The organism is Microbulbifer sp. ABF4_143 (assembly GCF_056160225.1).
In genome coordinates this window covers 42,050-66,435 of sequence record NZ_JBSWWT010000021.1, presented here as the reverse complement: position 1 = coordinate 66,435, position 24,386 = coordinate 42,050, and the positions used below count along the sequence as shown (strand labels likewise).

The window sequence follows — 24,386 nt, the reverse complement described above, 5'->3', positions numbered from 1 at the left end:
TTTTGTGGCAGGGGTGGGGGGTGGGGGGGGGGTGTTGTTGGGGGGGGGGTTTTTTTTTTTTTGTGGGCGGGGGCGTTTTTTTCCCCCCCCCCCCCCCCCCCCCGCCTCTATTTAATCCAGCAGGAGCGGCCCATGGCCGCGATCCATGGTCCGAAAATACGGAGAATCAGATCGCGGCCATGGGCCGCTCCTACATAGAGGGGTAAGCGGGCGCTTACTTGCCCTCTTTCTTGTCTTCCTTTACTTCCTCGAACTCGGCGTCCACTGCGTCGTCGCCACCGGACTGCTGCGCGCCCTGGCCGCCACCCTCGGCGGCGCCCTGGGCCGCCTGGGCCTGCTCGGCGTACATCTTCTGCGCCAGCGGGCCCGAGGCCTCGGTCAGCTTGTTGGTGGCGGCTTCCATCGCGGCCTTGTCGTTGCCTTTGACCGCCTCCTCGGCCTCCTTGATGGCGGCTTCGATCGCGGACTTCTCATCCGCGGTGGCCTTGTCGCCGGCCTCCTCGAGGGTCTTCTTGGTGGCGGAGATCAGGCCGTCGAGGGTGTTGCGCGCCTGCACCAGCTCCTCGAACTGCTTGTCCTGCTCGGCGTGGGCCTCGGCGTCGGCGACCATCTTCTCGATCTCCTCCTCGGACAGGCCGGAGGAGGCCTTGATCACGATGGACTGCTCCTTGCCGGTGGCCTTGTCCTTGGCGTGCACGTGCAGTATGCCGTTGGCGTCGATATCGAAGGTCACCTCGATCTGCGGCACGCCGCGCGGCGCCGGCGGAATATCGGTCAAATCGAAGCGGCCCAGAGACTTGTTCTCGGACGCCTGCTTGCGCTCACCCTGTACCACATGGATGGTCACCGCGGTCTGATTGTCCTCGGCGGTGGAGAACACCTGCGACTTCTTGGTCGGAATGGTGGTGTTCTTGTCGATCAGCGGGGTGGCCACGCCGCCCATGGTTTCGATACCCAGAGTCAGCGGAGTCACGTCCAGCAGCAGTACGTCTTTCACGTCGCCGCCCAGTACCGCACCCTGGATAGCGGCGCCCATGGCCACGGCCTCGTCCGGGTTCACATCCTTGCGCGGCTCCTTGCCGAAGAACTCGCTGACCTTCTTCTGCACCAGCGGCATACGGGTCTGGCCGCCCACCAGGATCACGTCGTCGACACCGGACGCAGCCAGATCGGCGTCGCGCAGGGCGATCTTGACCGGTTCGATGGTGCGGTCCACCAGATCCTCCACCAGGCTCTCCAGCTTGGCGCGGGTCAGCTTGACCACCAGGTGTTTCGGACCTGTGGCGTCGGCGGTGATGTAGGGCAGGTTCACCTCGGTCTGCTGGCTGGAGGACAGCTCGATCTTGGCCTTCTCGGCCGCCTCCTTCAGGCGCTGCATGGCCAGCGGGTCGCCGGACAGGTCGATACCCTGGTCCTTCTTGAACTCATCCGCCAGATAGTTGATCAGGCGCAGGTCGAAGTCCTCGCCGCCGAGGAAGGTGTCGCCGTTGGTGGACAGCACCTCGAACTGCATTTCGCCGTCGACGTCGGCGATCTCGATGATGGAGATATCGAAGGTACCGCCACCCAGGTCGTAGACCGCCACGGTGCGGTCGCCGCCCTTCTTGTCCAGGCCGTAGGCCAGCGCGGCCGCGGTCGGCTCGTTGATGATGCGCTTCACGTCCAGGCCGGCGATGCGGCCGGCGTCCTTGGTGGCCTGGCGCTGGGAATCGTTGAAGTAGGCCGGCACGGTGATAACCGCCGCCTCGACCTTCTCACCGAGGAAGTCCTCGGCGGTCTTCTTCATCTTCTTCAGCACCTCGGCGGAGATCTGCGGCGGCGCCTTCTTCTCGCCCTTCACCTCCACCCAGGCGTCGCCGTTGTCGGCCTCGACGATCTTGTAGGGCACCATCTTGATGTCCTTCTGCACCACGTCGTCCTTGAAGCGGCGGCCGATCAGGCGCTTGACTGCGAACAGGGTGTTCGACGGGTTGGTGACCGCCTGGCGCTTGGCGGACTGGCCCACCAGCACCTCGTTGTCGTCGGTAAAGGCGACGATGGACGGCGTGGTGCGGTCGCCCTCCGCGTTCTCGATCACGCGCGCCTTGTCACCTTCCAGCACCGCGACGCAGCTGTTGGTGGTACCCAGGTCGATGCCGATAATTTTTCCCATCTGTTCAATTCCTCGCTTGCGTTTCGCGCCGTCGGCTCCCGGAGCCTGCCGCGCGTTTGTATACTGTGATGCCAGCTATATTGGTGCCGGCCTTAGGATTTCAAGGGCTCTCTTGCCCGATACTCCAGGGCGCCCTCAGGGGGCCTTGCTCACCACCACCATGGCCGGGCGCACCAGGCGGCCGTTCAGGCGGTAGCCCTTCTGGAAGACCTCCAGCACGGTATTCGGCTCCACGTCGCCGTTCGGCACCTGGGTCATGGCCTGGTGCAGTTCCGGGTCAAAGGGCTCGCCGGCCGGGTCCACCACTTCCACCGCGTACTTGGCCAGGGTGTCGACAAAGGACTTGTGGGTCAGCGCCACCCCCTCGGCGATGGCCTTGCTGACCTCGTCACTGGCGTCGATGCTGGCCAGGGCCCGCTCCAGGTTGTCCACCACCGGCAGCAGGTCCTGCAGCAGCTTCTCCACCGCGAACTTGTGCGCCTTCTCCACGTCCTGCTGGGCGCGGCGGCGGGCGTTCTGCGCCTCCGCCTGGGCGCGCAGGACCTGATCCTTCTGCAGCGCCAGCTGCTCCTGCAGCTTGACGATTTCCTCGTGCAACGCGTCTGCGCTCTCCGCATCCGCGTGCAGGGCCTCTTCGGCCCGGTGCTGCTCCTCCTCGGTGGGCGCCTCTATTTCGGCGGATGCCACCTCCTCAGCGGGGGTGTGCTCGTCGGTCAGCACCTCCTCGTCCCCCTGCACCTTGGGCTCCTGAACCTGATCTTCTTCGCTGCGCTCTTTGGCCACTGCTCTCTCCGTCGCGTCGACTGTCAGTTGATGAGATTGCGCCCGATTCACGGGCAATGCAGCCCTATATGGGGCCTTGCCCCTACACTTCAAGTGGACTTGTTTCGCCGCCGGCCATCGGAGAGTAATGTGACACCGGCCCTATAGCTAACCAGCATCAATTACTGTATAAATAACCACTAATTCGCGCCCAGGCGCCAACCGATAAAAACGGCCACAGAAGCTATGTTGCTGCACCTGTCTATCAGCCAATTCACCCTGGTGGACCAACTGGAGCTGGAATTCGGCCCCGGCACCAGCACCCTGACCGGCGAGACCGGCGCCGGCAAGTCCATCACCCTCGACGCCCTCGGGCTGGCCCTGGGGGACCGCGGTAACGCCGAGCTGGTCCGCGCCGGCAGCCCGCGCGCCGACATCAGCGCCACCTTCGATATCGGCGAGCAACCATCGGCCGCCGCCTGGCTCGAGGAGCAGGAGCTGGACGCCGGGCGCGAAGTGATACTGCGCCGCACCATCGGTGCCGACGGCCGCTCCCGCGCCTATATCAACGGCCAGCCGGTGACCCTGCTGCAGCTGCGCGCGCTGGGGGAACAGCTGATCGACATCCACAGCCAGCACGAGCACCAGTCGCTGCTGAAGAAAGACACCCACCGCCGCCTGCTGGACGAGTACGCCCGCGCCCAGGAGCTGGCCGCCGAGACCCGCATCCACTTCAAAACCTGGCAGGACCAGTACCGCCGCTACCGGGCCCTGGCGGACAGCGCCGAGGAGACGGAGGCGCGCCGCCAGCTGCTGCAATATCAGCTCGAGGAACTGGAGCAGCTGGACCTGCAGGCGGACGAGATAGAGGCGCTGGAGAGCGAACAGCGCCAACTGGCCAACGCGGGGCAGATACTGAGCGGCAGCTACCAGCTGGCGGCGCTGCTGTCCGGCGGCGAGGGGGATATCGCCGAACAGCTGCACCGCGCGCTGCAGCTGCTGTCGGCCATGCCGGAGCAGTCGCCGGCGCTGGCGGAAGTGGCGCAGATGCTCGACAGCGCCCGCATTCAGGTGGACGAGGCCGCCAGCACCCTGTCGCGGCATATCGACCGCTTCGAGATGGACCCGGAGCGCCTGGCCGAGGTGGAGGAGCGCCTCAGCGCCATCTACCAGGCCGCGCGCAAGCACCGCGTGCAGCCGGGCGAACTGCCGGCACTGCAGCAGCAGCTGCAGGCGGAGCTGGACGAGATAGGCGCGCCGGACGCGCTGGACAGGCTCGCCGCCGAGTGCGAGGCCCTGGAGGCCCGCTATCGCGAGACCGCCGGCAGGCTGAGCGAACTGCGCAAAAAGGCTGCCACCGAGCTGGCCGAGGCCGTCAACCGCCAACTGGCGGAACTGGCCATGCCCCACGCGCGCGTGGAGCTGGCCCTGCGCCCGCAGGAGAAACCCACCGCCAGCGGCCTCGAGGAGGTAGAGATACTGATCGCGACCAACCCCGGCCAGCCGCCGCGGGCGCTCGGCAAGATCGCCTCCGGTGGCGAGTTGTCCCGGGTCAGCCTGGCGATCCAGGTGGTCACCGCACAGACTTCGCGCACGCCGACGCTGGTGTTCGACGAGGTGGACGTGGGCATCGGCGGCGCCACCGGCGATGTGGTCGGGCGCCTGCTGCGCCAGCTGGGCGAGACGCGCAACGGGCGCGCCGGCCAGGTGATCTGCGTGACCCACCTGGCCCAGGTGGCGGCGCGGGCCCACAGGCACTACCTGGTGGAGAAGCACAGCGACGGCGACAGCGCCTTCGTCTCCCTGCGCGAACTGCAGGGCGACGAGCGCCGCGCGGAGATAGCCCGCATGCTCGGCGGCGAGACCACGGCCCAGTCCCTGGCCCACGCCGGCGAGATGCTCACGCGCAGCTGATGCCCCGCGCACCAGGGCCGAAAATGACCGGGAATGGCGCCTAAAGTCACATTATACTGTGGCGCCCAGAGTCAACTTCGGCTGCGCAGATGCAAAGAACCATTTTCAACACCCCCATAGTGACCCCCCTGCTGCGCCAGGTCGCCAGGCTGCTGTTGAAGCTGCACGGCTGGCGCGTGGTCTGCGACCAGCAGGCGCTGAAACTCAGGAAATACGTGCTGCTGGGCGCCCCCCACACCAGCAACTGGGACGGCTACTACTTTATCCTCGCCGCGCTGAAGCTGGGTCTGACGCCCCGCTGGATGGGCAAGGACAAGCTGTTCAAATTCCCGCTCGGCGCCACCATGCGCTGGTTCGGCGGTATCGCGGTGGACCGCAGCAAGGCCAACAATCTTGTGGATGCAACCGTCAAGCAGTTCGATGCCAGCGACGAGCTGATCATCGCGGTGCCGCCCGAGGGCACACGCGGCACCGCCGGGCGCTGGAAGACCGGCTTCTACCATATCGCCCGCGGCGCGCGGGTACCGGTGGTCTGCGGCTTTATCAATTTTCCGCAAAAGGAAGTGGGCCTGGGCCCGGTGATGGAGATGGGCGGGAACCTGATGGCGGAGTTGGCCAGGTTTCGGGACTTCTACGCGGGCAAGATCGGCAAGTTCCCGGAGCGCTACACGCCGCCGGCCTGACCTGCCCCCTCGAAAACCCAATGTAGGAGCGGCCCGTGGCCGCGATCGCGACAGCGGGCTCAGCGCGAGCCCAGCTATTGATCGCGGCCACGGGCCGCTCCTACAAAGAGTCTGCAACTCTCAGCCCGCACAGGCAGCCCGCACAGGCGAACACGAGGTTCGCTCCAGATATTCGCGGCACCTTCGGCCCCTACTTTAAGCTCCCTTTTAAGCTTCCTTCTTCTTGACGTAGAGCACCAGGCTGTGACCGGTCAGCTCGTAGCCGTGCTCCTCGGCGATCTGCTTCTGCAGCTTTTCGATCTCCTCGTTGTGGAATTCGATCACCTTGCCGGTGTCGGTACACACCATATGATCGTGGTGGTCGCCGCGATCCAGCTCGAACACCGAATGGCCGCCGTCGAAGTTGTGGCGCATCACCAGACCCGCGCTTTCGAACTGGGTCAGGACCCGGTAGACGGTGGCCAGCCCGACATCTTCGCCCGCCTCGAGCAGCATCTTGTAGACATCCTCCGCGCTCAGGTGCTGTTCGCTGGCACTCTCCAGCAGCTGAAGGATTTTGACTCGGGGCAATGTGACTTTGAGGCCGGCCTTGCGCAGTTCCTGGTTTTCGTTAGACATGAATTCGAGTTTCCCGGCAGGATTTTCTAATTTTCGGTGTATTCAACCGCTCGCCATCCGACGCCGCATGCGCGTCTGTCAGCAGGCGAACACTTCGGGTATTATCCCATGCCCAGCGGAGTCAGCGGAACCCCGGGCGGCTGCGCGGCGGGTGTATCCCCGGGCGCGGGGAACTTTCCTCGCCGGCGGGCGCCTATTCTGATTTGAGCGCAAACGCCGCCAGCCCGGGAAGTGCCACCGCTGACCGTCAAACCATAATGGAGCAATGAATGCCGTCTAGCCTGAGAATTCTCGCCATTGCGGGCCTGTGCGCCCTGCTCGGCGCCTGCAGTCTGTTCAAGTTCCCCGGCGTGCACCGCATCGAGGTGCAGCAGGGCAATATCATCACCCAGGAGATGGTCGACCAGTTGAAGCCGGGCATGACCCGCCGCCAGGTGCGCTTCGTGCTCGGCACACCGCTGCTGGAAGACACCTTCAACCCCAACCGCTGGGACTATGTCAATCGCGTGCGCGACCCCAAGGGGGAGGTCACCCAGAAGCGTTTCACCGTCTACTTCAACGGCGACATTCTGATCGCCACCGGCGGCGACTGGCAGCCGGCCGGCTGGCCGTAGCCGCGCGGGGCTGGACCGCTGCAAAACAGCCTCGCCCATCCGCATCGGAGCGCCAAACCGCGCTCCAGGCTACGCCTTGTCTGCGCGCCGTTTCGCCTTCTCCGCGCGCTGCTTGCGCGCTTCTTTCGGATCCGCGATCAGCGGCCGATAGACCTCCACCCTGTCCCCCGGCTGCAGCACATACTGGTCCGCCGGCGGCAACCCCTTGGTGCCCAGGGCCTGGCCGAATATTCCCAGCTTGGCGGTAGCCGGCTCCACCTCGGGGTACTCTTCCGGAATACCGGAGCGCACCAGCGCCTCCAGCGCCGTGGTGCCCGGCTCCACCAGCAGGCGCATCAGGCGCTGCTCATGGGGCAGCGCATAGATCACTTCCACCGCGATGGTCTTGATATCGGTCATTGGTTTTTTCCGTAGATCTGTTCGGCCCGAGCGCACATCGCGCCCACCATCTGGTTGGCGAGATCGCTGAACAACTTGCCGGCAGCCGCGGCCACCAGGCGGCTCTTGAGACTGAAAGCCAGGGTAAAAGTCACCTTGCAGGCGTCCTCCGCCAGCGGCGTAAACTGCCAGTGGCCGGTGAACTCCTGGAAGGGCCCCTCCACCAGGGTCAGCGTCATGCCGCGGGGGCGGTCGAGCTGGTTGCGCGTGACGAAACTCTGGCGGATGCCGGCGCGGGCCAGATCCAGGCGCGCCTCCAGCGTGCGCTCGTCGCTGTGCAAAACTTCGGCACCCCGGCAGCCGGGCAGGAATTGCGGATAGCTGGCCACATCGTTGACCAGGTCGAACATCTGTTCCGCACTGTGCATCACCAGCGCGCTGCGCTCTATCTTTGTCATTGTTCCACTACTGCGTAAGAAATCGCCCCTCACGGGCGCCCTGTGGGCAATTTTGCCAGCCGGCGCTACTCAAGCAAGGCAATTCCTGCAACAATCGCTTTTTTGGCTGTCCGGTCGGACCGGATAGATTCACCCGACATATAAAGTCAGACAAAAATAATAGCGAGAATACTATGTCCGCAGTGAGAGAGCATTTTGGATCGCGGCTGGGCTTTATCCTGGCCGCAGCGGGTTCCGCCGTCGGCATCGGCAACCTGGTGGCATTCCCGGTAGCGGCCACCAAGAGCGGGGGTGGAGCCTTCCTGCTGGTTTACGCCCTCTTTGTCTTCTTTATCTGCCTGCCGGTGATGATGGCGGAACTGGCCCTGGGGCGCAGGGCGGACAAGGACCCTGTGGGCGCCTATCGACAGCTCTCCAACGGTTCGACCCTGTGGCGTATACCCGGCTGGATGGCCCTGATCACGCCCTTTATGATCGCCGTCTTCTATCTGGTGGTGACCGTGTGGGTGCTGGGCTACCTGGTGGAGACCCTGCGCGGCAACCTGGACCAGCTCGCCACCGAGGCCCACTTTGGCCAGTTCATCAACTCGCCGGTGGTCTTTTTCTACCTGGTAGTTCTAATGGCGGCCATCAACGGTATCCTCGCCATGGGCGTCAAGGACGGTATCGAGCGCGCGGCCAAGACCCTGATGCCGATGCTGTTCGTGATGCTGCTGGGGCTGGTGCTCTTCGTGCTGACCCGCGAGAACGCGATACTGGGCGTCAAGTACTACCTGATCCCGGACTTCACCAAGATCGACAGCGCCGTGGTCAGCAAGGCCATGGCCCAGGCCTTCTTCTCCCTGTCGCTGGGTATGGGCATCATGATCACCTACGGCTCCTATATGAAGAGACGGGATTCGATACCCGGCTCCGCCCGCGCCGTGGCGATCACCGACACCCTGGTGGCCTTCACCGCCGGCCTGCTGATACTGCCGACCATCTTCCACTTCGACCCGCAGATAGACCCGAGCGAGCTGAGCGACTCCTCCGCGGGCATGATCTTCCTGTTCCTGCCGAAGATCTTCCTCGCCCTGCAGGATGGCGTCGGCTACTTCGGCGCCAGTGCCGTGGCGGCGATCTTCTTCTTTCTGGTGCTGGTGGCCGCGATCACCTCCCTCGTCTCCATCATCGAGGTGCCCATCGCCACCCTGCGCGATGAGTACTCCATAAAGCGCAAGAAGGCCATCTACACCATCGGCGCGGTTCAGCTTGTACTCGCTATCGCTTGCGCCGTTTCTTTCGGCATGGTCAACTTCTTCACCCAGTTCGTGCAGCTTGCGGGCGCGGACAAATCCTTCTTCGATCTGGTGGAGATCGTCTTCTACGACACCATACTGCCGCTGAACGGCCTGCTGGTGTGCCTGTTCGTGATCTACAAGTGGAAGAAGGCCAACTTCGACAAGGAGTTGCAGGAGGGCGACAGCACCTTTACCGGTTCGCTTTCACAGAAATACATCAACTTCTCCCTGGGCACCTTTATCCCGCTGATCCTGCTGTTGATCTTTATCAACACCGTAGCCCTGAAGTTTTTTGGACACAGTTTTATCTAGGCATTTGCAGTATTCATGGCCAAGAAAAAGAAAGCTCAGACTTCCAACACCATCGCCCTGAACAAGAAGGCGCGCCACGACTACTTCATCGAGGAGAAGTTCGAGGCGGGCATGGAGCTGCAGGGCTGGGAGGTCAAGAGCTGCCGCGAAGGCAAGGTCCAGCTCACCGACAGCTACGTCATTTTCAAGAACGGCGAGGCCTGGCTGCTGGGCGCGCGCATACAGCCGCTGCCCAGCGCCTCGACCCACTTCGTCACCGAGCCGGACCGCACGCGGCGACTGCTGCTCCACAAGCGCGAACTGGCCAAACTGATCGCCGCCGTGGAGCAGAAGGGCCACACGGTGGTGGCCACGGCGCTCTACTGGAAAAAGCACCTGATCAAGTGCGAGATAGCGCTGGCCAAGGGCAAGGCCAAGCACGACAAGCGCGAAACGGAAAAAGCGCGCGACTGGAATCGCGAGAAGCAGCGCCTGATGCGCACGGAACACCGCTAGCCAGACGGCGCGCTGCACGCAGGCTTCTACAGGCTCCACTCAGCAATTACAGACAAGAATAACGAAGAGAGTTACCACATGAGTGCACCGCGAGGACAATTCAGCTCCAATATCGGTTTCCTGATGGCCGCGGCGGGTTCCGCCGTGGGCCTGGGCAATATCTGGGGCTTTCCCACCAAGGCCGCCAGCAACGGCGGCGCCGCCTTCGTAGTGGTCTACCTGCTGCTGGCCTTTATGCTCGCCTACCCGGCCCTGATGGCCGAGCTCACCATCGGCCGCCACGCGCGCCGCAATATGGTGCAGGCGCTGCGCGGCATCTCCGTCGGCCCGGTCAGTCGCTTCTTCGGCAGCCTGGCCGGCTTTGGCGGCATTGTCGTGGCCTCGCTGATCCTGAGTTTCTACGCGATAGTCGCCGGCTGGATGGTCGCGCACCTGGCGGAACCCTTCGCCACCCTGTTCGGCATGAGCGGCGCGGCCGAGTGGCTGACCGGCAACAGCACCGCGCGCAACCTGACCTTCACCGCGATATTCAGCGGCATGACCATGCTGATCATCGCCAGCGGCGTGGAAAAAGGCATCGAGCGCTGGTCCACCCTGCTGATGCCGGCCCTGCTTATCCTGCTGCTGCTGCTGATCGCCTATGTACTGACTCAGCCCGGCGCGGTGACCGGCCTCGAGGTCTACCTGATGCCGGACTTCAGCCACCTCTCGCCCAAACTGCTGATCGCCGCCATGGGTCAGGCCTTTTTCTCCCTGTCTCTCGGCGTCGGCACCATGCTGATCTACGGCTCCTATTTGAGCCAACAGGAGAGCCTGCCGCGCCTCGGCGCCCTGGTGACCCTGATCGACGTCGGCATCGCCTTCACCGCCGGCCTGCTGATACTGCCGGCCATGTATGTGGCCCAGGAGGCGGGCACGCAGATCTTCTCTGAAGCCGGTGAACTGATCGCCGGCCCGGGACTGATACTGCAGGTGCTGCCGGCCCTGTTCGACACCATGGGCACCGCCGGCCTGTTCGTCGCCATCGCCTTCTTCGCGCTGATGGTCATCGCCTCGCTGACCTCCTCCATCTCGATGCTCGAAGTGCCGGTGGCCTTCACGATCGAGAACCTGAACGTGCCGCGCCGCCTGGCGACGCCGCTGGTGGGCCTGGCCATCTTCGCCATCAGCAGCCTGATCATCGTCAACTTCGACGCGCTGTTCGGCCTGGTGGTCAGCATCAGCACCGAGTACGGCCAGCCGCTGCTGGGTGTGGCCCTGTGCGTCTTCGCCGGCTGGATCTGGCGCCGCGACCAGCTGCTGGCGGAACTGCAGAAGGGACACCCGGGTATCGAGCGGACCCTGTTCTGGAAGATCTGGCCCTGGTACGTGCGCATCGTCTGCCCGCTGCTGATACTGACTGCCTTCGCTCAGTCAGTCATGTAGATGGTGACCAGCAGCGGATCAACGGCCGCCCGGATGTATTGTTCGGGCGCCGTTTCAGGTATAATTCAGTGACACGAGAGTGTTTCTTATCGGGGATGACTTGGATTCGACGCCGGTAACGAAACCATGGGTGCATGCCGTGATGGCAGCCAATCACGTAAATCCAAAGCTGCAATCTATTAGTTGCCAACGACGACAACTACGCACTGGCGGCTTAAGCCCGCCAGCGGTCTTCAGCAAGGTTCCAGTACCGCGCTGCAGACTGTTAAATAGAACTGGATCGCTGTGAACCGCGCCTGTCGGGGATCAGCTAAAACTTAAACAGGCTCGCCAATTACGTCCTGCCCGTCGGGCTGTAAGCGGCTAAATCAATAGACGGAACTAAGCATGTAGAGCCTCTGGCAGAGTGCTGACGGACGCGGGTTCGACTCCCGCCATCTCCACCAACTACCTGTCTCAGACAGACCACAGAAGCCCCGGAAGCCCAGTGCTCTCGGGGCTTTTGCTTATCTGATCCATCCCAGTTAGTCTAATCCAACCCGTCCAAATCTAACCCCAAGTGGCCGGGTTATTGGACGGGTTGAGCCCACCGGCACCGTCCAACCCGTCCAAATCAGCCAGGAAGCCCCAGCCATGCCGCTGTCAGACACCAAGATACGAACGCTCAAGCCCCGGGAGCGGAAGTACATCGAAGCCGACGAGAAAGGCCTGGCCGTTGAGGTCACCCCCACCGGTGCGAAGCGCTGGGTATTCCGCTTCCGCCTCCACGGCAAACGCCCCGAGATGGCCTTAGGGCTTTACCCTGATGTGAGCCTGAAGCGCGCGCGGGAGCTCCGCGACGAGGCCCGCCAGCACGTGGCCGCCGGCATAGACCCCCGCGACGTGAAGCGCGCCCGCAAGGAATCCGCCCTCGAGGCCAACCGCAACAGCTTCGCCGCCGTCAGCGGGGAGTGGTTCGCGGCCAGGATGGCGCACCTGTCCAAGTCGTCCAAAGACCGCGCCCGGCGCGCCCTGGACAGCGACCTGCTGCCCTACCTGGGCAAACGCCCCATTGCCGAAATCACCGCACCGGAGGTGCTGCGCTGCCTGCGCCGGATCGAGAGCCGGGGCGCACAGGAGACCGCCCACCGCGTGAAGCGGGTAGCCAGCCAGGTATTCCGCTTCGCCGTGGCCACTGGCAAGGCCGACCGCGACCCCACCGCCGACCTGACCGGCGCCCTCACCCCCACCAAGAAAAAACACCTGGCCGCGATTACCGATCCCGTGGGGGTGGGTCGCCTCATGGTTGCCATAGACGGGTATCAGGGCACCCCAGTGGTGAGAACGGCCCTCAAGCTGTCCCCACTGCTGTTCTGCAGGCCTGGGGAGCTGCGCAAGCTGGAGTGGTCGGAAATCAACTGGGAGGCCAGCCAGATAGAGCTGCCGGCCGAGAAGATGAAAATGGGCGAGCCGCACATTATCCCGCTGGCTGAGCAGGCGCTGGCGCTGCTGCGGGAGCTGGAGCCCCTCACCGGCCGCGGCAAGTACGTTTTCCCTTCCGCCCGGGGCCAGAGCCGCCCCCTGTCTGATAATGGCGTCAGAACGGCGCTACGCTCCCTGGGCTACGACAACGACACCATGACCGCCCACGGCTTCCGCGCAATGGCAAGAACGCTGCTGGATGAGGTGCTGGGCTTCCGTGTGGATTACATCGAGCACCAGCTGGCCCACGGAGTGAAGGACACTCTGGGGCGCGCTTACAACCGCACTAAGCATCTGCCCCAGCGGGCCGCCATGATGCAGAAGTGGGCGGACTACCTGGACAACCTGCAGGTACAGGCCGGCGCCGACAACGTGATTACCGCGGCGTTTGGTGAGCGGTAGCCATTATTAAGCTAAAGCCCGCTAAAGCCGTCTCAGGCAGCGTTGACAGTTGGCGGAATGGTGGGTAAATTCTGCTACAAGTCGCAAGAGTTGTAAGCACACCAACCAGACACCCGAAAGCCCGCACCTCGCGGGCTTTTTTAATCCTCAAACCTCCCCACTTATCTTAAATGCGTTGACCTGTGAGAGTTGAGCGGGTAAGTTTTGCTACGCTGCGCGAAAGCTGTAAGCGCACGACCAGAATCACCTGAAGCCCGCAAATAGCGGGCTTTTTTGTGCCCCAAATTTCATCCGTAAACCCGCCTCTGTGCGGGTTTTTTTGTACCTGTAAACCGGCCTCGAGCCGGTTTTTTTATGCCTGAAGGCTGGAGAACTGACCATGCAAAAAGACCTGTCCCAACCCCCAACCGTTAACCCCGCGGCCATGTACCGGGCACCGGAATGTGCGCGCCTGTTTGGCATTGGCCTTTCCACCTGGTGGAACTGGACCAAGACCGGACGCGCCCAGCGCGGAATCAAGCTGGGTCCGAAAACCACCGTATGGGAAGGCTCCTATCTGCTGGAGCTGAAGCGGGAACTTATCGCGGAAGCACAATGTTAGGAGAGCGCCATGGAAGGAATCAGAACCGCCCCGGCACAGGGCGGCCCCGTTACAGCGGATAGCACCGGTAATGATATCACCCCCAAGCGGCTTCGCCTCAGCCCTCGCCAGCGGCGGGCATTGGCGGCCCTCCTGGAGCGCCCCCGCAGTCGCGAAGACCTGGACCGGATAGCCGGCACCAGCAACAGCCCGGACCTTGTGGGACGGCTTAGGAAACGCGGAATTACCATTCTGTGCGAGCACGTGAGCCACACCGACCGCGACGGGGTGAAAGGCTGGCACGGCGTCTACAGGCTGCCAGAAAGCGAGAGGCGGCGCCTTGGGGGTGTACTGTGAGATATGTCGTCGAGATAGAGCAGGTAATCACGATCCCCATGGTGGTAGACGCCAGCTCTCAGCGTGAAGCGCGGGCAGTGGCAACGCAGCTACTGCAGCGCAGCACTGAAGGTGACCCCGAGGCCGTGGGCGACCCTATAGCAGAGGCGCCCCACATTCGCAGTGTGCGAAAGCTGGGGGGGTGACAGTGGATCCAAGCAAGCCGCTATTGCCGCCCCTGCTGGCCCGCGGCGATGTTGTGGAAGTGGTGCGCGGGCTACTGACGATAACGCCAGCCAGCGGCCTCCCTGTGCCGCCTGAGTGGCTGCGAGAGCACCAGCACCAGATAACCACAGAGGCCGCCCGCGCTGCTGGAGTGGATGCCCTGGAGTACCTGGGCTATTCGGTCGGCAATTATGGCCCCAGCAAGCGCGGCGGCGTGTCGCTGCAGTTCCGCAACCTGGTTGACGGCAGCGAGCGCTATTCCGTATTCAACGCGGAGACGCGCCGGGACAGGAACACACAGCACGGCAAGAAGGGCGCCCCCCTGCCTCGAGGACAGTTCCGGGTGACCGAGCGCTTCAAGTTCTACGGCTTCTGGCTGTCCACCGGGTTACCTGTGCCCCGGCGCCTGAGCGCCTTTCACGATTACATGGGCAAGCTGGCGGGTCTGGTATTCACCGGCACTACCACCGACGGCGAGCGGGTGGGCGACCTGTGCCCGCTGTCCCTGAGCCATAACGACCTGGTGCGGCTGCTGGGGGTGAATAAGGCACCAGATGCCGGGGCGGCACCTGGAGCCGGGGCGGGCACTGTGACCGGGGGTGACACTCTGCCGGTAGAGATTGGCGCCGGACAACTCCCGGACAATTGCCGGACAACTCCCGGACAACTGCCGGACAACTCCCGGACAAGCGCGCCGGACAAGGAAACCGCGCAAAGCCAGCAACCACGGGGAATAGAGCCGGATGGAAGTACGGGGCGAGAAAAGCACGGTAATACGGTAATAAGGGAACGCGGGTATACGGGCACCCCCTTCCCCTCCCCCTCTCTCCCCCAAGAACAAACCAATGAGGAGTGGCTGGCTGACTTTGAGGGCGCGGGCTGATTCAGTCATCGGGGCGCCACCCTGCCAGGCGACCGGCTCAGTCACTGAGGTGGCGCGGGTCCTTCCCTGGGGTTTGCCCTTACGGGTCCGCAGCAGCGCGAGGTTCCGCTATTTACGGGAATTTTTTTCAGGGGGTTGGTTGTTGGTCATTGGCCGCACAGGATACAGCGAGACGTGCAGAAAACCCCTGTTTTATAAGTGCGACAGCGCACCGCTGCACAGTCGCGGGGCCGCTGCAATGACCAACCTAGCCCCTTGGCGGGGTTGGCTATTCCGCGCAGCCTGGCAGCCGCCGGCGGACACCCCCAGAGGGGAGAGGGTGACGCTCTGATAACGCCCCCGGCGTTACCGACAGCGCAGCTCTGTACGGAAATACAGGCTGAATGGATATTCAGGGATAGGCCGCGCCCAGAACGGCATACAGGGCGCCTCAAGGCTATTCACGAATCAGGGACCACCCCCGACTGACGAACAGCCCAGCAGTTATTGACCCCAGTTAATCTAATGGCCTATTCTGGATCCGCTGTCGCCAAATCGGCAGCCGGGATTGAGACCCCGAAATTACAAGGCGCGTCGAAGTCGCCTACCCGTGTATGCGGCTTTTTTTGTGCGCGACAGCTCCCTGTTATGGCGGGCTGGCGTAGGGGGCATTGCGCCCGCCGTTCCCTTGTAGCGGTAGTCTCAACCTGCGTTCAGCCTGCCACCCTACCGTGATTGAGACCGCGCCGGGTGGCCACCCATACAAGGAACCTGACATGGATATCACCCTGCCCCCTCGCCGCGGATACAGACCTGAGCCCGCCCCGCTGGAAACCCTGCCTTTCGTCTACCGACCGGGCCGACGCAACAAGAAAGCCAAGCGCAGCAACTGGAAGCTGCCGCCAGTCGATGATTACGGCCTGGCCTGCGAGCTGGGGCGCGAATACGCCGCCCACTTCGTCCAGTACCTGAAAGACAATCCGTTCTGGGTCGGTAAGAACCTGCTGGGCCTGATCCTGGCCGATATCGATTACCGGGACAGCACCGCCGCCAAGGGGTGCCATGTGGGCTTTTTCTCCCACCTGGAGCGCCTGCTGTACGCCCAGGCCGTGCGTATGGATGTGTTCGACGATGTGGACCGCCTCAGGTGGGGCCACGTCGACACTCTCGCCGACGACTCGCAATGACCCCGGAGCCCCGCCTGCCGATCCCTCGCCACCCTCTGTATCTGCTGGCGGCCGGGGCCTGCCCCACTCTGATTCGCGTGGGGGTGGCCTGCCCCCTTGCACACCGGCGCCCCTGCGGACAACCGCCCCGCACTGACAGCGCTGTCTTCACTGACTTCTTTCGCCCCTGTGCTGGCTCGACTACAACCCCGCACCCGTGCGTTACCTGGCGCCAGAGCGTACCGCGGTGCCGGCTCCGGACACCTCAACTGGGGGTTACTTCGCTCGCGTGGACGGGTTCTGTGACGGGTTGAGGAAAAACAGCAAAAGGCATCCCCGGAAAATCAAAGGCTTAGGACAGCTTTTCAACTCCCGCCATCTCCACCAACTACCTGTCTCAGACAGACCACAGAAGCCCCGGAAGCCCAGTGCTCTCGGGGCTTTTGCTTATCTGATCCATCCCAGTTAGTCTAATCCAACCCGTCCAAATCTAACCCCAAGTGGCCGGGTTATTGGACGGGTTGAGCCCACCGGCACCGTCCAACCCGTCCAAATCAGCCAGGAAGCCCCAGCCATGCCGCTGTCAGACACCAAGATACGAACGCTCAAGCCCCGGGAGCGGAAGTACATCGAAGCCGACGAGAAAGGCCTGGCCGTTGAGGTCACCCCCACCGGTGCGAAGCGCTGGGTATTCCGCTTCCGCCTCCACGGCAAACGCCCCGAGATGGCCTTAGGGCTTTACCCTGATGTGAGCCTGAAGCGCGCGCGGGAGCTCCGCGACGAGGCCCGCCAGCACGTGGCCGCCGGCATAGACCCCCGCGACGTGAAGCGCGCCCGCAAGGAATCCGCCCTCGAGGCCAACCGCAACAGCTTCGCCGCCGTCAGCGGGGAGTGGTTCGCGGCCAGGATGGCGCACCTGTCCAAGTCGTCCAAAGACCGCGCCCGGCGCGCCCTGGACAGCGACCTGCTGCCCTACCTGGGCAAACGCCCCATTGCCGAAATCACCGCACCGGAGGTGCTGCGCTGCCTGCGCCGGATCGAGAGCCGGGGCGCACAGGAGACCGCCCACCGCGTGAAGCGGGTAGCCAGCCAGGTATTCCGCTTCGCCGTGGCCACTGGCAAGGCCGACCGCGACCCCACCGCCGACCTGACCGGCGCCCTCACCCCCACCAAGAAAAAACACCTGGCCGCGATTACCGATCCCGTGGGGGTGGGTCGCCTCATGGTTGCCATAGACGGGTATCAGGGCACCCCAGTGGTGAGAACGGCCCTCAAGCTGTCCCCACTGCTGTTCTGCAGGCCTGGGGAGCTGCGCAAGCTGGAGTGGTCGGAAATCAACTGGGAGGCCAGCCAGATAGAGCTGCCGGCCGAGAAGATGAAAATGGGCGAGCCGCACATTATCCCGCTGGCTGAGCAGGCGCTGGCGCTGCTGCGGGAGCTGGAGCCCCTCACCGGCCGCGGCAAGTACGTTTTCCCTTCCGCCCGGGGCCAGAGCCGCCCCCTGTCTGATAATGGCGTCAGAACGGCGCTACGCTCCCTGGGCTACGACAACGACACCATGACCGCCCACGGCTTCCGCGCAATGGCAAGAACGCTGCTGGATGAGGTGCTGGGCTTCCGTGTGGATTACATCGAGCACCAGCTGGCCCACGGAGTGAAGGACACTCTGGGGCGCGCTTACAACCGCACTAAGCATCTGCCCCAGCGGGCCGCCATGATGCAGAAGTGGGCGGACTACCTGGACAACCTGCAGGTACAGGCCGGCGCCGACAACGTGATTACCGCGGCGTTTGGTGAGCGGTAGCCATTATTAAGCTAAAGCCCGCTAAAGCCGTCTCAGGCAGCGTTGACAGTTGGCGGAATGGTGGGTAAATTCTGCTACAAGTCGCAAGAGTTGTAAGCACACCAACCAGACACCCGAAAGCCCGCACCTCGCGGGCTTTTTTAATCCTCAAACCTCCCCACTTATCTTAAATGCGTTGACCTGTGAGAGTTGAGCGGGTAAGTTTTGCTACGCTGCGCGAAAGCTGTAAGCGCACGACCAGAATCACCTGAAGCCCGCAAATAGCGGGCTTTTTTGTGCCCCAAATTTCATCCGTAAACCCGCCTCTGTGCGGGTTTTTTTGTACCTGTAAACCGGCCTCGAGCCGGTTTTTTTATGCCTGAAGGCTGGAGAACTGACCATGCAAAAAGACCTGTCCCAACCCCCAACCGTTAACCCCGCGGCCATGTACCGGGCACCGGAATGTGCGCGCCTGTTTGGCATTGGCCTTTCCACCTGGTGGAACTGGACCAAGACCGGACGCGCCCAGCGCGGAATCAAGCTGGGTCCGAAAACCACCGTATGGGAAGGCTCCTATCTGCTGGAGCTGAAGCGGGAACTTATCGCGGAAGCACAATGTTAGGAGAGCGCCATGGAAGGAATCAGAACCGCCCCGGCACAGGGCGGCCCCGTTACAGCGGATAGCACCGGTAATGATATCACCCCCAAGCGGCTTCGCCTCAGCCCTCGCCAGCGGCGGGCATTGGCGGCCCTCCTGGAGCGCCCCCGCAGTCGCGAAGACCTGGACCGGATAGCCGGCACCAGCAACAGCCCGGACCTTGTGGGACGGCTTAGGAAACGCGGAATTACCATTCTGTGCGAGCACGTGAGCCACACCGACCGCGACGGGGTGAAAGGCTGGCACGGCGTCTACAGGCTGCCAGAAAGCGAGAGGCGGCGCCTTGGGGGTGTACTGTGAGATATGTCGTCGAGATAGAGCAGGTAATCACGATCCCCATGGTGGTAGACGCCAGCTCTCAGCGTGAAGCGCGGGCAGTGGCAACGCAGCTACTGCAGCGCAGCACTGAAGGTGACCCCGAGGCCGTGGGCGACCCTATAGCAGAGGCGCCCCACATTCGCAGTGTGCGAAAGCTGGGGGGGTGACAGTGGATCCAAGCAAGCCGCTATTGCCGCCCCTGCTGGCCCGCGGCGATGTTGTGGAAGTGGTGCGCGGGCTACTGACGATAACGCCAGCCAGCGGCCTCCCTGTGCCGCCTGAGTGGCTGCGAGAGCACCAGCACCAGATAACCACAGAGGCCGCCCGCGCTGCTGGAGTGGATGCCCTGGAGTACCTGGGCTATTCGGTCGGCAATTATGGCCCCAGCAAGCGCGGCGGCGTGTCGCTGCAGTTCCGCAACCTGGTTGACGGCAGCGAGCGCTATTCCGTATTCAACGCGGAGACGCGCCGGGACAGGAACACACAGCACGGCAAGAAGGGCGCCCCCCTGCCTCGAGGACAGTTCCGGGTGACCGAGCGCTTCAAGTTCTACGGCTTCTGGCTGTCCACCGGGTTACCTGTGCCCCGGCGCCTGAGCGCCTTTCACGATTACATGGGCAAGCTGGCGGGTCTGGTATTCACCGGCACTACCACCGACGGCGAGCGGGTGGGCGACCTGTGCCCGCTGTCCCTGAGCCATAACGACCTGGTGCGGCTGCTGGGGGTGAATAAGGCACCAGATGCCGGGGCGGCACCTGGAGCCGGGGCGGGCACTGTGACCGGGGGTGACACTCTGCCGGTAGAGATTGGCGCCGGACAACTCCCGGACAATTGCCGGACAACTCCCGGACAACTGCCGGACAACTCCCGGACAAGCGCGCCGGACAAGGAAACCGCGCAAAGCCAGCAACCACGGGGAATAGAGCCGGATGGAAGTACGGGGCGAGAAAAGCACGGTAATACGGTAATAAGGGAACGCGGGTATACGGGCACCCCCTTCCCCTCCCCCTCTCTCCCCCAAGAACAAACCAATGAGGAGTGGCTGGCTGACTTTGAGGGCGCGGGCTGATTCAGTCATCGGGGCGCCACCCTGCCAGGCGACCGGCTCAGTCACTGAGGTGGCGCGGGTCCTTCCCTGGGGTTTGCCCTTACGGGTCCGCAGCAGCGCGAGGTTCCGCTATTTACGGGAATTTTTTTCAGGGGGTTGGTTGTTGGTCATTGGCCGCACAGGATACAGCGAGACGTGCAGAAAACCCCTGTTTTATAAGTGCGACAGCGCACCGCTGCACAGTCGCGGGGCCGCTGCAATGACCAACCTAGCCCCTTGGCGGGGTTGGCTATTCCGCGCAGCCTGGCAGCCGCCGGCGGACACCCCCAGAGGGGAGAGGGTGACGCTCTGATAACGCCCCCGGCGTTACCGACAGCGCAGCTCTGTACGGAAATACAGGCTGAATGGATATTCAGGGATAGGCCGCGCCCAGAACGGCATACAGGGCGCCTCAAGGCTATTCACGAATCAGGGACCACCCCCGACTGACGAACAGCCCAGCAGTTATTGACCCCAGTTAATCTAATGGCCTATTCTGGATCCGCTGTCGCCAAATCGGCAGCCGGGATTGAGACCCCGAAATTACAAGGCGCGTCGAAGTCGCCTACCCGTGTATGCGGCTTTTTTTGTGCGCGACAGCTCCCTGTTATGGCGGGCTGGCGTAGGGGGCATTGCGCCCGCCGTTCCCTTGTAGCGGTAGTCTCAACCTGCGTTCAGCCTGCCACCCTACCGTGATTGAGACCGCGCCGGGTGGCCACCCATACAAGGAACCTGACATGGATATCACCCTGCCCCCTCGCCGCGGATACAGACCTGAGCCCGCCCCGCTGGAAACCCTGCCTTTCGTCTACCGACCGGGCCGACGCAACAAGAAAGCCAAGCGCAGCAACTGGAAGCTGCCGCCAGTCGATGATTACGGCCTGGCCTGCGAGCTGGGGCGCGAATACGCCGCCCACTTCGTCCAGTACCTGAAAGACAATCCGTTCTGGGTCGGTAAGAACCTGCTGGGCCTGATCCTGGCCGATATCGATTACCGGGACAGCACCGCCGCCAAGGGGTGCCATGTGGGCTTTTTCTCCCACCTGGAGCGCCTGCTGTACGCCCAGGCCGTGCGTATGGATGTGTTCGACGATGTGGACCGCCTCAGGTGGGGCCACGTCGACACTCTCGCCGACGACTCGCAATGACCCCGGAGCCCCGCCTGCCGATCCCTCGCCACCCTCTGTATCTGCTGGCGGCCGGGGCCTGCCCCACTCTGATTCGCGTGGGGGTGGCCTGCCCCCTTGCACACCGGCGCCCCTGCGGACAACCGCCCCGCACTGACAGCGCTGTCTTCACTGACTTCTTTCGCCCCTGTGCTGGCTCGACTACAACCCCGCACCCGTGCGTTACCTGGCGCCAGAGCGTACCGCGGTGCCGGCTCCGGACACCTCAACTGGGGGTTACTTCGCTCGCGTGGACGGGTTCTGTGACGGGTTGAGGAAAAACAGCAAAAGGCATCCCCGGAAAATCAAAGGCTTAGGACAGCTTTTCAACTCCCGCCATCCCACCAAACAACTGTCTCAGACAGACTCAAGAAGCCCCGAAAGCCCAGTGTTTTCGGGGCTTTTGCTTATCTGGCTTATCCCAATTATTCTAATAAGACCCCACCGAATACTGCCTTTTTGGGTGGGTTTAGTTGTGGGGTCAGGTAAGCCTACATCACCGACCCCACCAAACCCACGAAAAAGGGGCTGTACCACTCCCCTCCAGTGACCCAATGGAGTCGACCCTGTGTGTAGTGGCATAGTGAATTTGGCCACCTGATTTTGAGTGATATTATCACTCTCAACGAAGATCAGGTGAATAAATGACCACCACAAAAAGAAGATTTAGCCCGGATTTCAAGCTGGAGGCCGCGCAACTAGTTGTTGACCAGGGGTACACGGTAAAAGCCGCCTGCGAAGCCATGGGGGTCAGCAAATCTACCATGGAATCGTGGGTGCGAAGACTCCGCTCAGAGCGAGGCGGTAAAACGCCTGCAGGAAGTGCCCTGACGCCGGAGCAGCAGCGTATACAGGAACTGGAGCGCAAGCTCAGACGTGTCGAAGAGGAGAAAGAAATCCTAAAAAAGGCTACGGCTCTCTTGATGTCGGACTCGCTGAACAATTTTCGATAATCGAGCGATTACAGGAGAGCTATGCTGACACAGGGGGCAAGCGGCAATCCGCTTCTATGGCCGTGATTATTATAAAGACCATACATTTACACATACGGAGAAAAAGGCGATTCAAGATGTTTTAAAGCTAGCGTCTTATCTGCAATAGGCACCAACCTGGAGCCCGCCGAAAGCCCCCAGACTGCAGCGCAATAACATTATTATTGCGCCTCTAGGGGCTTCTCTATTTCAAAAATTCAATGCACGTTCGTTTAGCCGATGACAGCAAGGCACCACCATTACCTCTCACAATGCTACCTGAAGGGCTTTACCGCCGGTGAGTCAAAGAAGTCAAAACTTGTCGTTATCGACCTCCAGCGAAAAAAGAGCTTTGAAACCATCCCACGAAATGTTGGGGGCATCCGTGATTTCAACAGAATCGAAGTCGAGGGTGTAGATCCTAATTACCTGGAGTCTGAGCTCGCCAAGTTTGAGGGAGAAGCAGCAACAGCGCTCAAGCGGCTCAGAGATGCGCAAGACTTTTCTGGTCGCGACAGAGATACGCTTATCCAGCTTATGGCGCTAATCGCCGTTCGCTCTCCTGAAAGGCGGGAACATAAACGGCAGTTTCACGAACAGATAGCTGAAAGAATCATGGATATCCTCCACAGTTCAGAGGAATTCTGGGATCAGCAGATGCAGCAGATGGAGAAGGATGACCCCAGCTTCGAACGAAAAGTCTCGTATGCAGAATCGAAGCGATTCCACGATAGCAAGGCCTATACAGTAGACGTCGCACGTGAATACCATATTCACACTGAAATGGAGGAGGTAAAGACCTTAGTTCCATTCTTGGCAGAAAGGAACTGGCTGCTTGTAACAGCTAATGCAGACACAGGGCCACTTATTACTACGGATTCACCGGTATGCCTTACGTGGAAAGATCCTGATAAGGTCCCGCCGGCACTAAGACGCAGTCCCGGCTTCGGCCTAAAGGAAACGGAAGTGTACTTCCCAGTTTCCCAACACCTTGGGCTGATAGGTGAGTTTGACGGCCCCCAGGGGACGCTAGAGGCCAACAAAGAACTAGTCTCTCTCCTAAATGCAAACATGCTATACAACCTTCACAGTCAGGTATATTCGCCCAAGCTGGACTTCAAATTTTTTGGTAGGCAAAACGCGCTGACCAGTGGAAAAGAGTTTCTGAGGGAGCTTAAACGCGAACACGCACACAACCCTATACCTCAGGAGCCCTAATGGTCAGTGCCCCCGTGTGGTGGGGTTATTTGTGGGGTCTGCCGATGAAACCAACAAAAAGACTATAGAAATCAACACCTACAGCCAGCTTTTCGACTCCCGCCATCCCACCAATCACTAGTCTGAGCAAGTCTCAAAAAGACCTGAAAGCCGCGCCCCATCCCCACTAGGGTTTGCGGCTTTTCTCTTGCCTTCCCCCCCCCAAAAGTACTTGGCCACCACATCTTGCTCCTCACATCACTCCCCCCTTTAGGGAGGAGGTGAGGAACAACGCTGGGGAAATGGGCAAAAGAAGCAGAACGCCGCGCACTATATCACCAGTTGTTGGCTGGACTTTAACTACCGCATGGGCGGCGCCGGCTATCAACCAGCCGGCCATCGCACTACAGCCATTGGCGCCCTACCCGGCACCAATGGCCCGACTCGGTTCGAATATCCATCCGGGACGGCGCTAGTGTTCGGCAAGTTCCGGGTGGCCATGCTGGGATACATAAACCGACGCCAAGGGGGTACAGGGAGGCGCTGGGGCCACGACGACCTCAGTCTTTTTTCTTCTTTTTTGAATCGCTTTTATAAACCTTGAGCGCTTTACGGCGTCCTTTGGGGTGTGTTCTTCCAGCTCATCCGGGAATGCCTCGGCGTCTGATTTCCGGATGGTCTCAGGGCCGCCCGAGAGTATGCCGCGCTCGTCGAAGTCGGACGGGCCGTTCTTGAACATCTCGTCGGCTACGGACTTCAGCCACTCGTCGAACTCTTTGGTTCCCAGTTCCGGGCGCTTGCGATTGTCACTCATACCAAATCCTTATAACAGAAGTCACCCCTCGGGTATTGTAAGAGAAGCCGGGCAGGCGATTTAAGTAGTGAGCGCGCACCTTTTCGTTAACGGGGTTCATTATCCGTACCTGATCCGCGCCTATTGCCCGTGCATAGGATATGGCGGATAAGGCTGTAAGCCTTGAGATCATCCCGCTGAGTGGTGTGTTTGTAGTGGTCAAGTTTTTTGTCTGATTTTTCGCCATTACAGCAAAGCGAGCCCCCACAGTAAACAGGCAGGAAGAGGGG

The 24,386-nt window shown here is 62.0% G+C and carries 21 protein-coding genes, 1 other RNA gene and 1 pseudogene; 17 read left to right on the top strand and 6 right to left on the bottom strand.

From position 1 onward, the window contains the following. Positions 1–214 precede the first annotated feature (214 nt). Both dnaK and grpE read right to left on the bottom strand, forming a co-directional pair. Positions 215–2,152 (bottom strand): molecular chaperone DnaK, encoded by a 1,938-nt coding sequence (gene dnaK, locus ACXAF3_RS15260; protein WP_475113173.1) that lies wholly within the window; start codon positions 2,150–2,152, stop codon positions 215–217. 135 nt (positions 2,153–2,287) lie between these two features. Continuing rightward, positions 2,288–2,935 (bottom strand): nucleotide exchange factor GrpE, encoded by a 648-nt coding sequence (gene grpE / locus ACXAF3_RS15255; protein WP_475113172.1) that lies wholly within the window; start codon positions 2,933–2,935, stop codon positions 2,288–2,290. A gap of 225 nt (positions 2,936–3,160) precedes the next feature. Here grpE and recN point away from each other — a divergent pair, with 225 nt between their 5' ends. Together recN and ACXAF3_RS15245 are read left to right on the top strand one after the other, a co-directional pair. Next, complete coding sequence (gene recN / locus ACXAF3_RS15250) at positions 3,161–4,828, top strand: DNA repair protein RecN (protein ID WP_475113171.1); 1,668 nt, start codon at positions 3,161–3,163, stop codon at positions 4,826–4,828. An 89-nt stretch (positions 4,829–4,917) separates the two neighbouring features. Beyond that, entirely contained in the window at positions 4,918–5,511 is a 594-nt protein-coding gene (locus ACXAF3_RS15245; RefSeq protein WP_475113170.1) for a 1-acyl-sn-glycerol-3-phosphate acyltransferase, read from the top strand. Positions 5,512–5,718: 207 nt separating this feature from the next. Here ACXAF3_RS15245 and fur read toward each other — a convergent pair whose 3' ends face one another. Beyond that, positions 5,719–6,129 (bottom strand): ferric iron uptake transcriptional regulator, encoded by a 411-nt coding sequence (fur, locus tag ACXAF3_RS15240; protein WP_475113169.1) that lies wholly within the window; start codon positions 6,127–6,129, stop codon positions 5,719–5,721. Positions 6,130–6,398: 269 nt separating this feature from the next. Between fur and ACXAF3_RS15235 the strand changes: the two genes are divergently transcribed. Beyond that, a complete protein-coding gene (locus ACXAF3_RS15235) occupies positions 6,399–6,743 on the top strand; it encodes an outer membrane protein assembly factor BamE (RefSeq protein ID WP_475113168.1) in 345 nt (114 codons plus the stop codon). Between the two features lie 69 nt (positions 6,744–6,812). Here the strand turns inward: ACXAF3_RS15235 and ACXAF3_RS15230 are convergent, their stop codons facing one another. Beyond that, positions 6,813–7,142 (bottom strand): RnfH family protein, encoded by a 330-nt coding sequence (locus tag ACXAF3_RS15230; protein WP_475113167.1) that lies wholly within the window; start codon positions 7,140–7,142, stop codon positions 6,813–6,815. Beyond that, positions 7,139–7,579 carry a type II toxin-antitoxin system RatA family toxin gene (locus ACXAF3_RS15225; RefSeq protein ID WP_475113166.1) on the bottom strand — a complete coding sequence of 147 codons (441 nt, stop codon included), beginning with the start codon at positions 7,577–7,579 and terminating at the stop codon, positions 7,139–7,141. Before ACXAF3_RS15225 ends, ACXAF3_RS15230 begins: the two co-directional genes overlap by 4 nt. 173 nt (positions 7,580–7,752) lie before the next feature. Here ACXAF3_RS15225 and ACXAF3_RS15220 point away from each other — a divergent pair, with 173 nt between their 5' ends. From ACXAF3_RS15220 to ACXAF3_RS15155, 14 genes and pseudogenes are all read left to right on the top strand, one after another. After that, a complete protein-coding gene (locus tag ACXAF3_RS15220) occupies positions 7,753–9,171 on the top strand; it encodes a sodium-dependent transporter (RefSeq protein ID WP_475113165.1) in 1,419 nt (472 codons plus the stop codon). 15 nt (positions 9,172–9,186) lie between these two features. Further along, positions 9,187–9,666 (top strand): SsrA-binding protein SmpB, encoded by a 480-nt coding sequence (gene smpB / locus ACXAF3_RS15215; RefSeq protein ID WP_475113164.1) that lies wholly within the window; start codon positions 9,187–9,189, stop codon positions 9,664–9,666. Positions 9,667–9,744: 78 nt separating this feature from the next. After that, positions 9,745–11,091 carry a sodium-dependent transporter gene (locus tag ACXAF3_RS15210; RefSeq protein WP_475113163.1) on the top strand — a complete coding sequence of 449 codons (1,347 nt, stop codon included), beginning with the start codon at positions 9,745–9,747 and terminating at the stop codon, positions 11,089–11,091. Between the two features lie 91 nt (positions 11,092–11,182). Next, positions 11,183–11,537, top strand: a transfer-messenger RNA (tmRNA) gene (gene ssrA / locus ACXAF3_RS15205). 187 nt (positions 11,538–11,724) lie between these two features. Then, on the top strand, positions 11,725–12,954 hold the full coding sequence (locus ACXAF3_RS15200) for a tyrosine-type recombinase/integrase (protein ID WP_475113162.1): 1,230 nt from the start codon (positions 11,725–11,727) through the stop codon (positions 12,952–12,954). Between the two features lie 379 nt (positions 12,955–13,333). Further along, positions 13,334–13,555 (top strand): helix-turn-helix transcriptional regulator, encoded by a 222-nt coding sequence (locus ACXAF3_RS15195; protein WP_193189590.1) that lies wholly within the window; start codon positions 13,334–13,336, stop codon positions 13,553–13,555. 523 nt (positions 13,556–14,078) lie between these two features. Continuing rightward, positions 14,079–14,978, top strand: a complete 900-nt coding sequence (locus ACXAF3_RS15190) for a hypothetical protein (protein ID WP_475113161.1) — start codon at positions 14,079–14,081, stop codon at positions 14,976–14,978. Between the two features lie 755 nt (positions 14,979–15,733). After that, positions 15,734–16,144 (top strand): hypothetical protein, encoded by a 411-nt coding sequence (locus tag ACXAF3_RS15185; RefSeq protein WP_475113160.1) that lies wholly within the window; start codon positions 15,734–15,736, stop codon positions 16,142–16,144. 553 nt (positions 16,145–16,697) lie between these two features. Beyond that, positions 16,698–17,927, top strand: a complete 1,230-nt coding sequence (locus tag ACXAF3_RS15180; RefSeq protein WP_475113162.1) for a tyrosine-type recombinase/integrase — start codon at positions 16,698–16,700, stop codon at positions 17,925–17,927. A gap of 379 nt (positions 17,928–18,306) precedes the next feature. Then, positions 18,307–18,528 carry a helix-turn-helix transcriptional regulator gene (locus ACXAF3_RS15175; protein WP_193189590.1) on the top strand — a complete coding sequence of 74 codons (222 nt, stop codon included), beginning with the start codon at positions 18,307–18,309 and terminating at the stop codon, positions 18,526–18,528. Between the two features lie 523 nt (positions 18,529–19,051). Next, positions 19,052–19,951, top strand: coding sequence for a hypothetical protein (locus ACXAF3_RS15170; RefSeq protein ID WP_475113161.1), 900 nt, complete (start codon positions 19,052–19,054; stop codon positions 19,949–19,951). 755 nt (positions 19,952–20,706) lie between these two features. Next, the gene (locus ACXAF3_RS15165; protein ID WP_475113160.1) at positions 20,707–21,117 is read left to right on the top strand and encodes a hypothetical protein; all 411 of its coding nucleotides are present in this window, start codon (positions 20,707–20,709) and stop codon (positions 21,115–21,117) included. Positions 21,118–21,779: 662 nt separating this feature from the next. Then, positions 21,780–22,114 (top strand): annotated as a pseudogene (locus ACXAF3_RS15160) (transposase); the annotation flags it as partial. Between the two features lie 232 nt (positions 22,115–22,346). Continuing rightward, positions 22,347–23,324, top strand: coding sequence for a DUF4238 domain-containing protein (locus tag ACXAF3_RS15155; protein WP_475113159.1), 978 nt, complete (start codon positions 22,347–22,349; stop codon positions 23,322–23,324). Between the two features lie 451 nt (positions 23,325–23,775). Here the strand turns inward: ACXAF3_RS15155 and ACXAF3_RS15150 are convergent, their stop codons facing one another. Beyond that, on the bottom strand, positions 23,776–24,117 hold the full coding sequence (locus tag ACXAF3_RS15150) for a hypothetical protein (protein ID WP_475113158.1): 342 nt from the start codon (positions 24,115–24,117) through the stop codon (positions 23,776–23,778). Positions 24,118–24,386: the final 269 nt, after the last annotated feature.

Excerpts from the sequence above, each read along its gene's own strand:
- ACXAF3_RS15210 (WP_475113163.1), top strand. The coding sequence starts at position 9,745 with ATGAGTGCACCGCGAGGACAATTCAGCTCCAATATCGGTTTCCTGATG.
- ACXAF3_RS15245 (WP_475113170.1), top strand. The coding sequence starts at position 4,918 with ATGCAAAGAACCATTTTCAACACCCCCATAGTGACCCCCCTGCTGCGC.
- dnaK (WP_475113173.1), bottom strand. The coding sequence starts at position 2,152 with ATGGGAAAAATTATCGGCATCGACCTGGGTACCACCAACAGCTGCGTC.
- ACXAF3_RS15235 (WP_475113168.1), top strand. The coding sequence starts at position 6,399 with ATGCCGTCTAGCCTGAGAATTCTCGCCATTGCGGGCCTGTGCGCCCTG.
- ACXAF3_RS15180 (WP_475113162.1), top strand. The coding sequence starts at position 16,698 with ATGCCGCTGTCAGACACCAAGATACGAACGCTCAAGCCCCGGGAGCGG.
- ACXAF3_RS15225 (WP_475113166.1), bottom strand. The coding sequence starts at position 7,579 with ATGACAAAGATAGAGCGCAGCGCGCTGGTGATGCACAGTGCGGAACAG.
- ACXAF3_RS15155 (WP_475113159.1), top strand. The coding sequence starts at position 22,347 with ATGACAGCAAGGCACCACCATTACCTCTCACAATGCTACCTGAAGGGC.
- ACXAF3_RS15175 (WP_193189590.1), top strand. The coding sequence starts at position 18,307 with ATGCAAAAAGACCTGTCCCAACCCCCAACCGTTAACCCCGCGGCCATG.
- smpB (WP_475113164.1), top strand. The coding sequence starts at position 9,187 with ATGGCCAAGAAAAAGAAAGCTCAGACTTCCAACACCATCGCCCTGAAC.
- ACXAF3_RS15185 (WP_475113160.1), top strand. The coding sequence starts at position 15,734 with ATGGATATCACCCTGCCCCCTCGCCGCGGATACAGACCTGAGCCCGCC.
- ACXAF3_RS15230 (WP_475113167.1), bottom strand. The coding sequence starts at position 7,142 with ATGACCGATATCAAGACCATCGCGGTGGAAGTGATCTATGCGCTGCCC.
- ACXAF3_RS15150 (WP_475113158.1), bottom strand. The coding sequence starts at position 24,117 with ATGAGTGACAATCGCAAGCGCCCGGAACTGGGAACCAAAGAGTTCGAC.
- ACXAF3_RS15200 (WP_475113162.1), top strand. The coding sequence starts at position 11,725 with ATGCCGCTGTCAGACACCAAGATACGAACGCTCAAGCCCCGGGAGCGG.
- fur (WP_475113169.1), bottom strand. The coding sequence starts at position 6,129 with ATGTCTAACGAAAACCAGGAACTGCGCAAGGCCGGCCTCAAAGTCACA.
- recN (WP_475113171.1), top strand. The coding sequence starts at position 3,161 with ATGTTGCTGCACCTGTCTATCAGCCAATTCACCCTGGTGGACCAACTG.
- ACXAF3_RS15195 (WP_193189590.1), top strand. The coding sequence starts at position 13,334 with ATGCAAAAAGACCTGTCCCAACCCCCAACCGTTAACCCCGCGGCCATG.
- ACXAF3_RS15220 (WP_475113165.1), top strand. The coding sequence starts at position 7,753 with ATGTCCGCAGTGAGAGAGCATTTTGGATCGCGGCTGGGCTTTATCCTG.
- ACXAF3_RS15165 (WP_475113160.1), top strand. The coding sequence starts at position 20,707 with ATGGATATCACCCTGCCCCCTCGCCGCGGATACAGACCTGAGCCCGCC.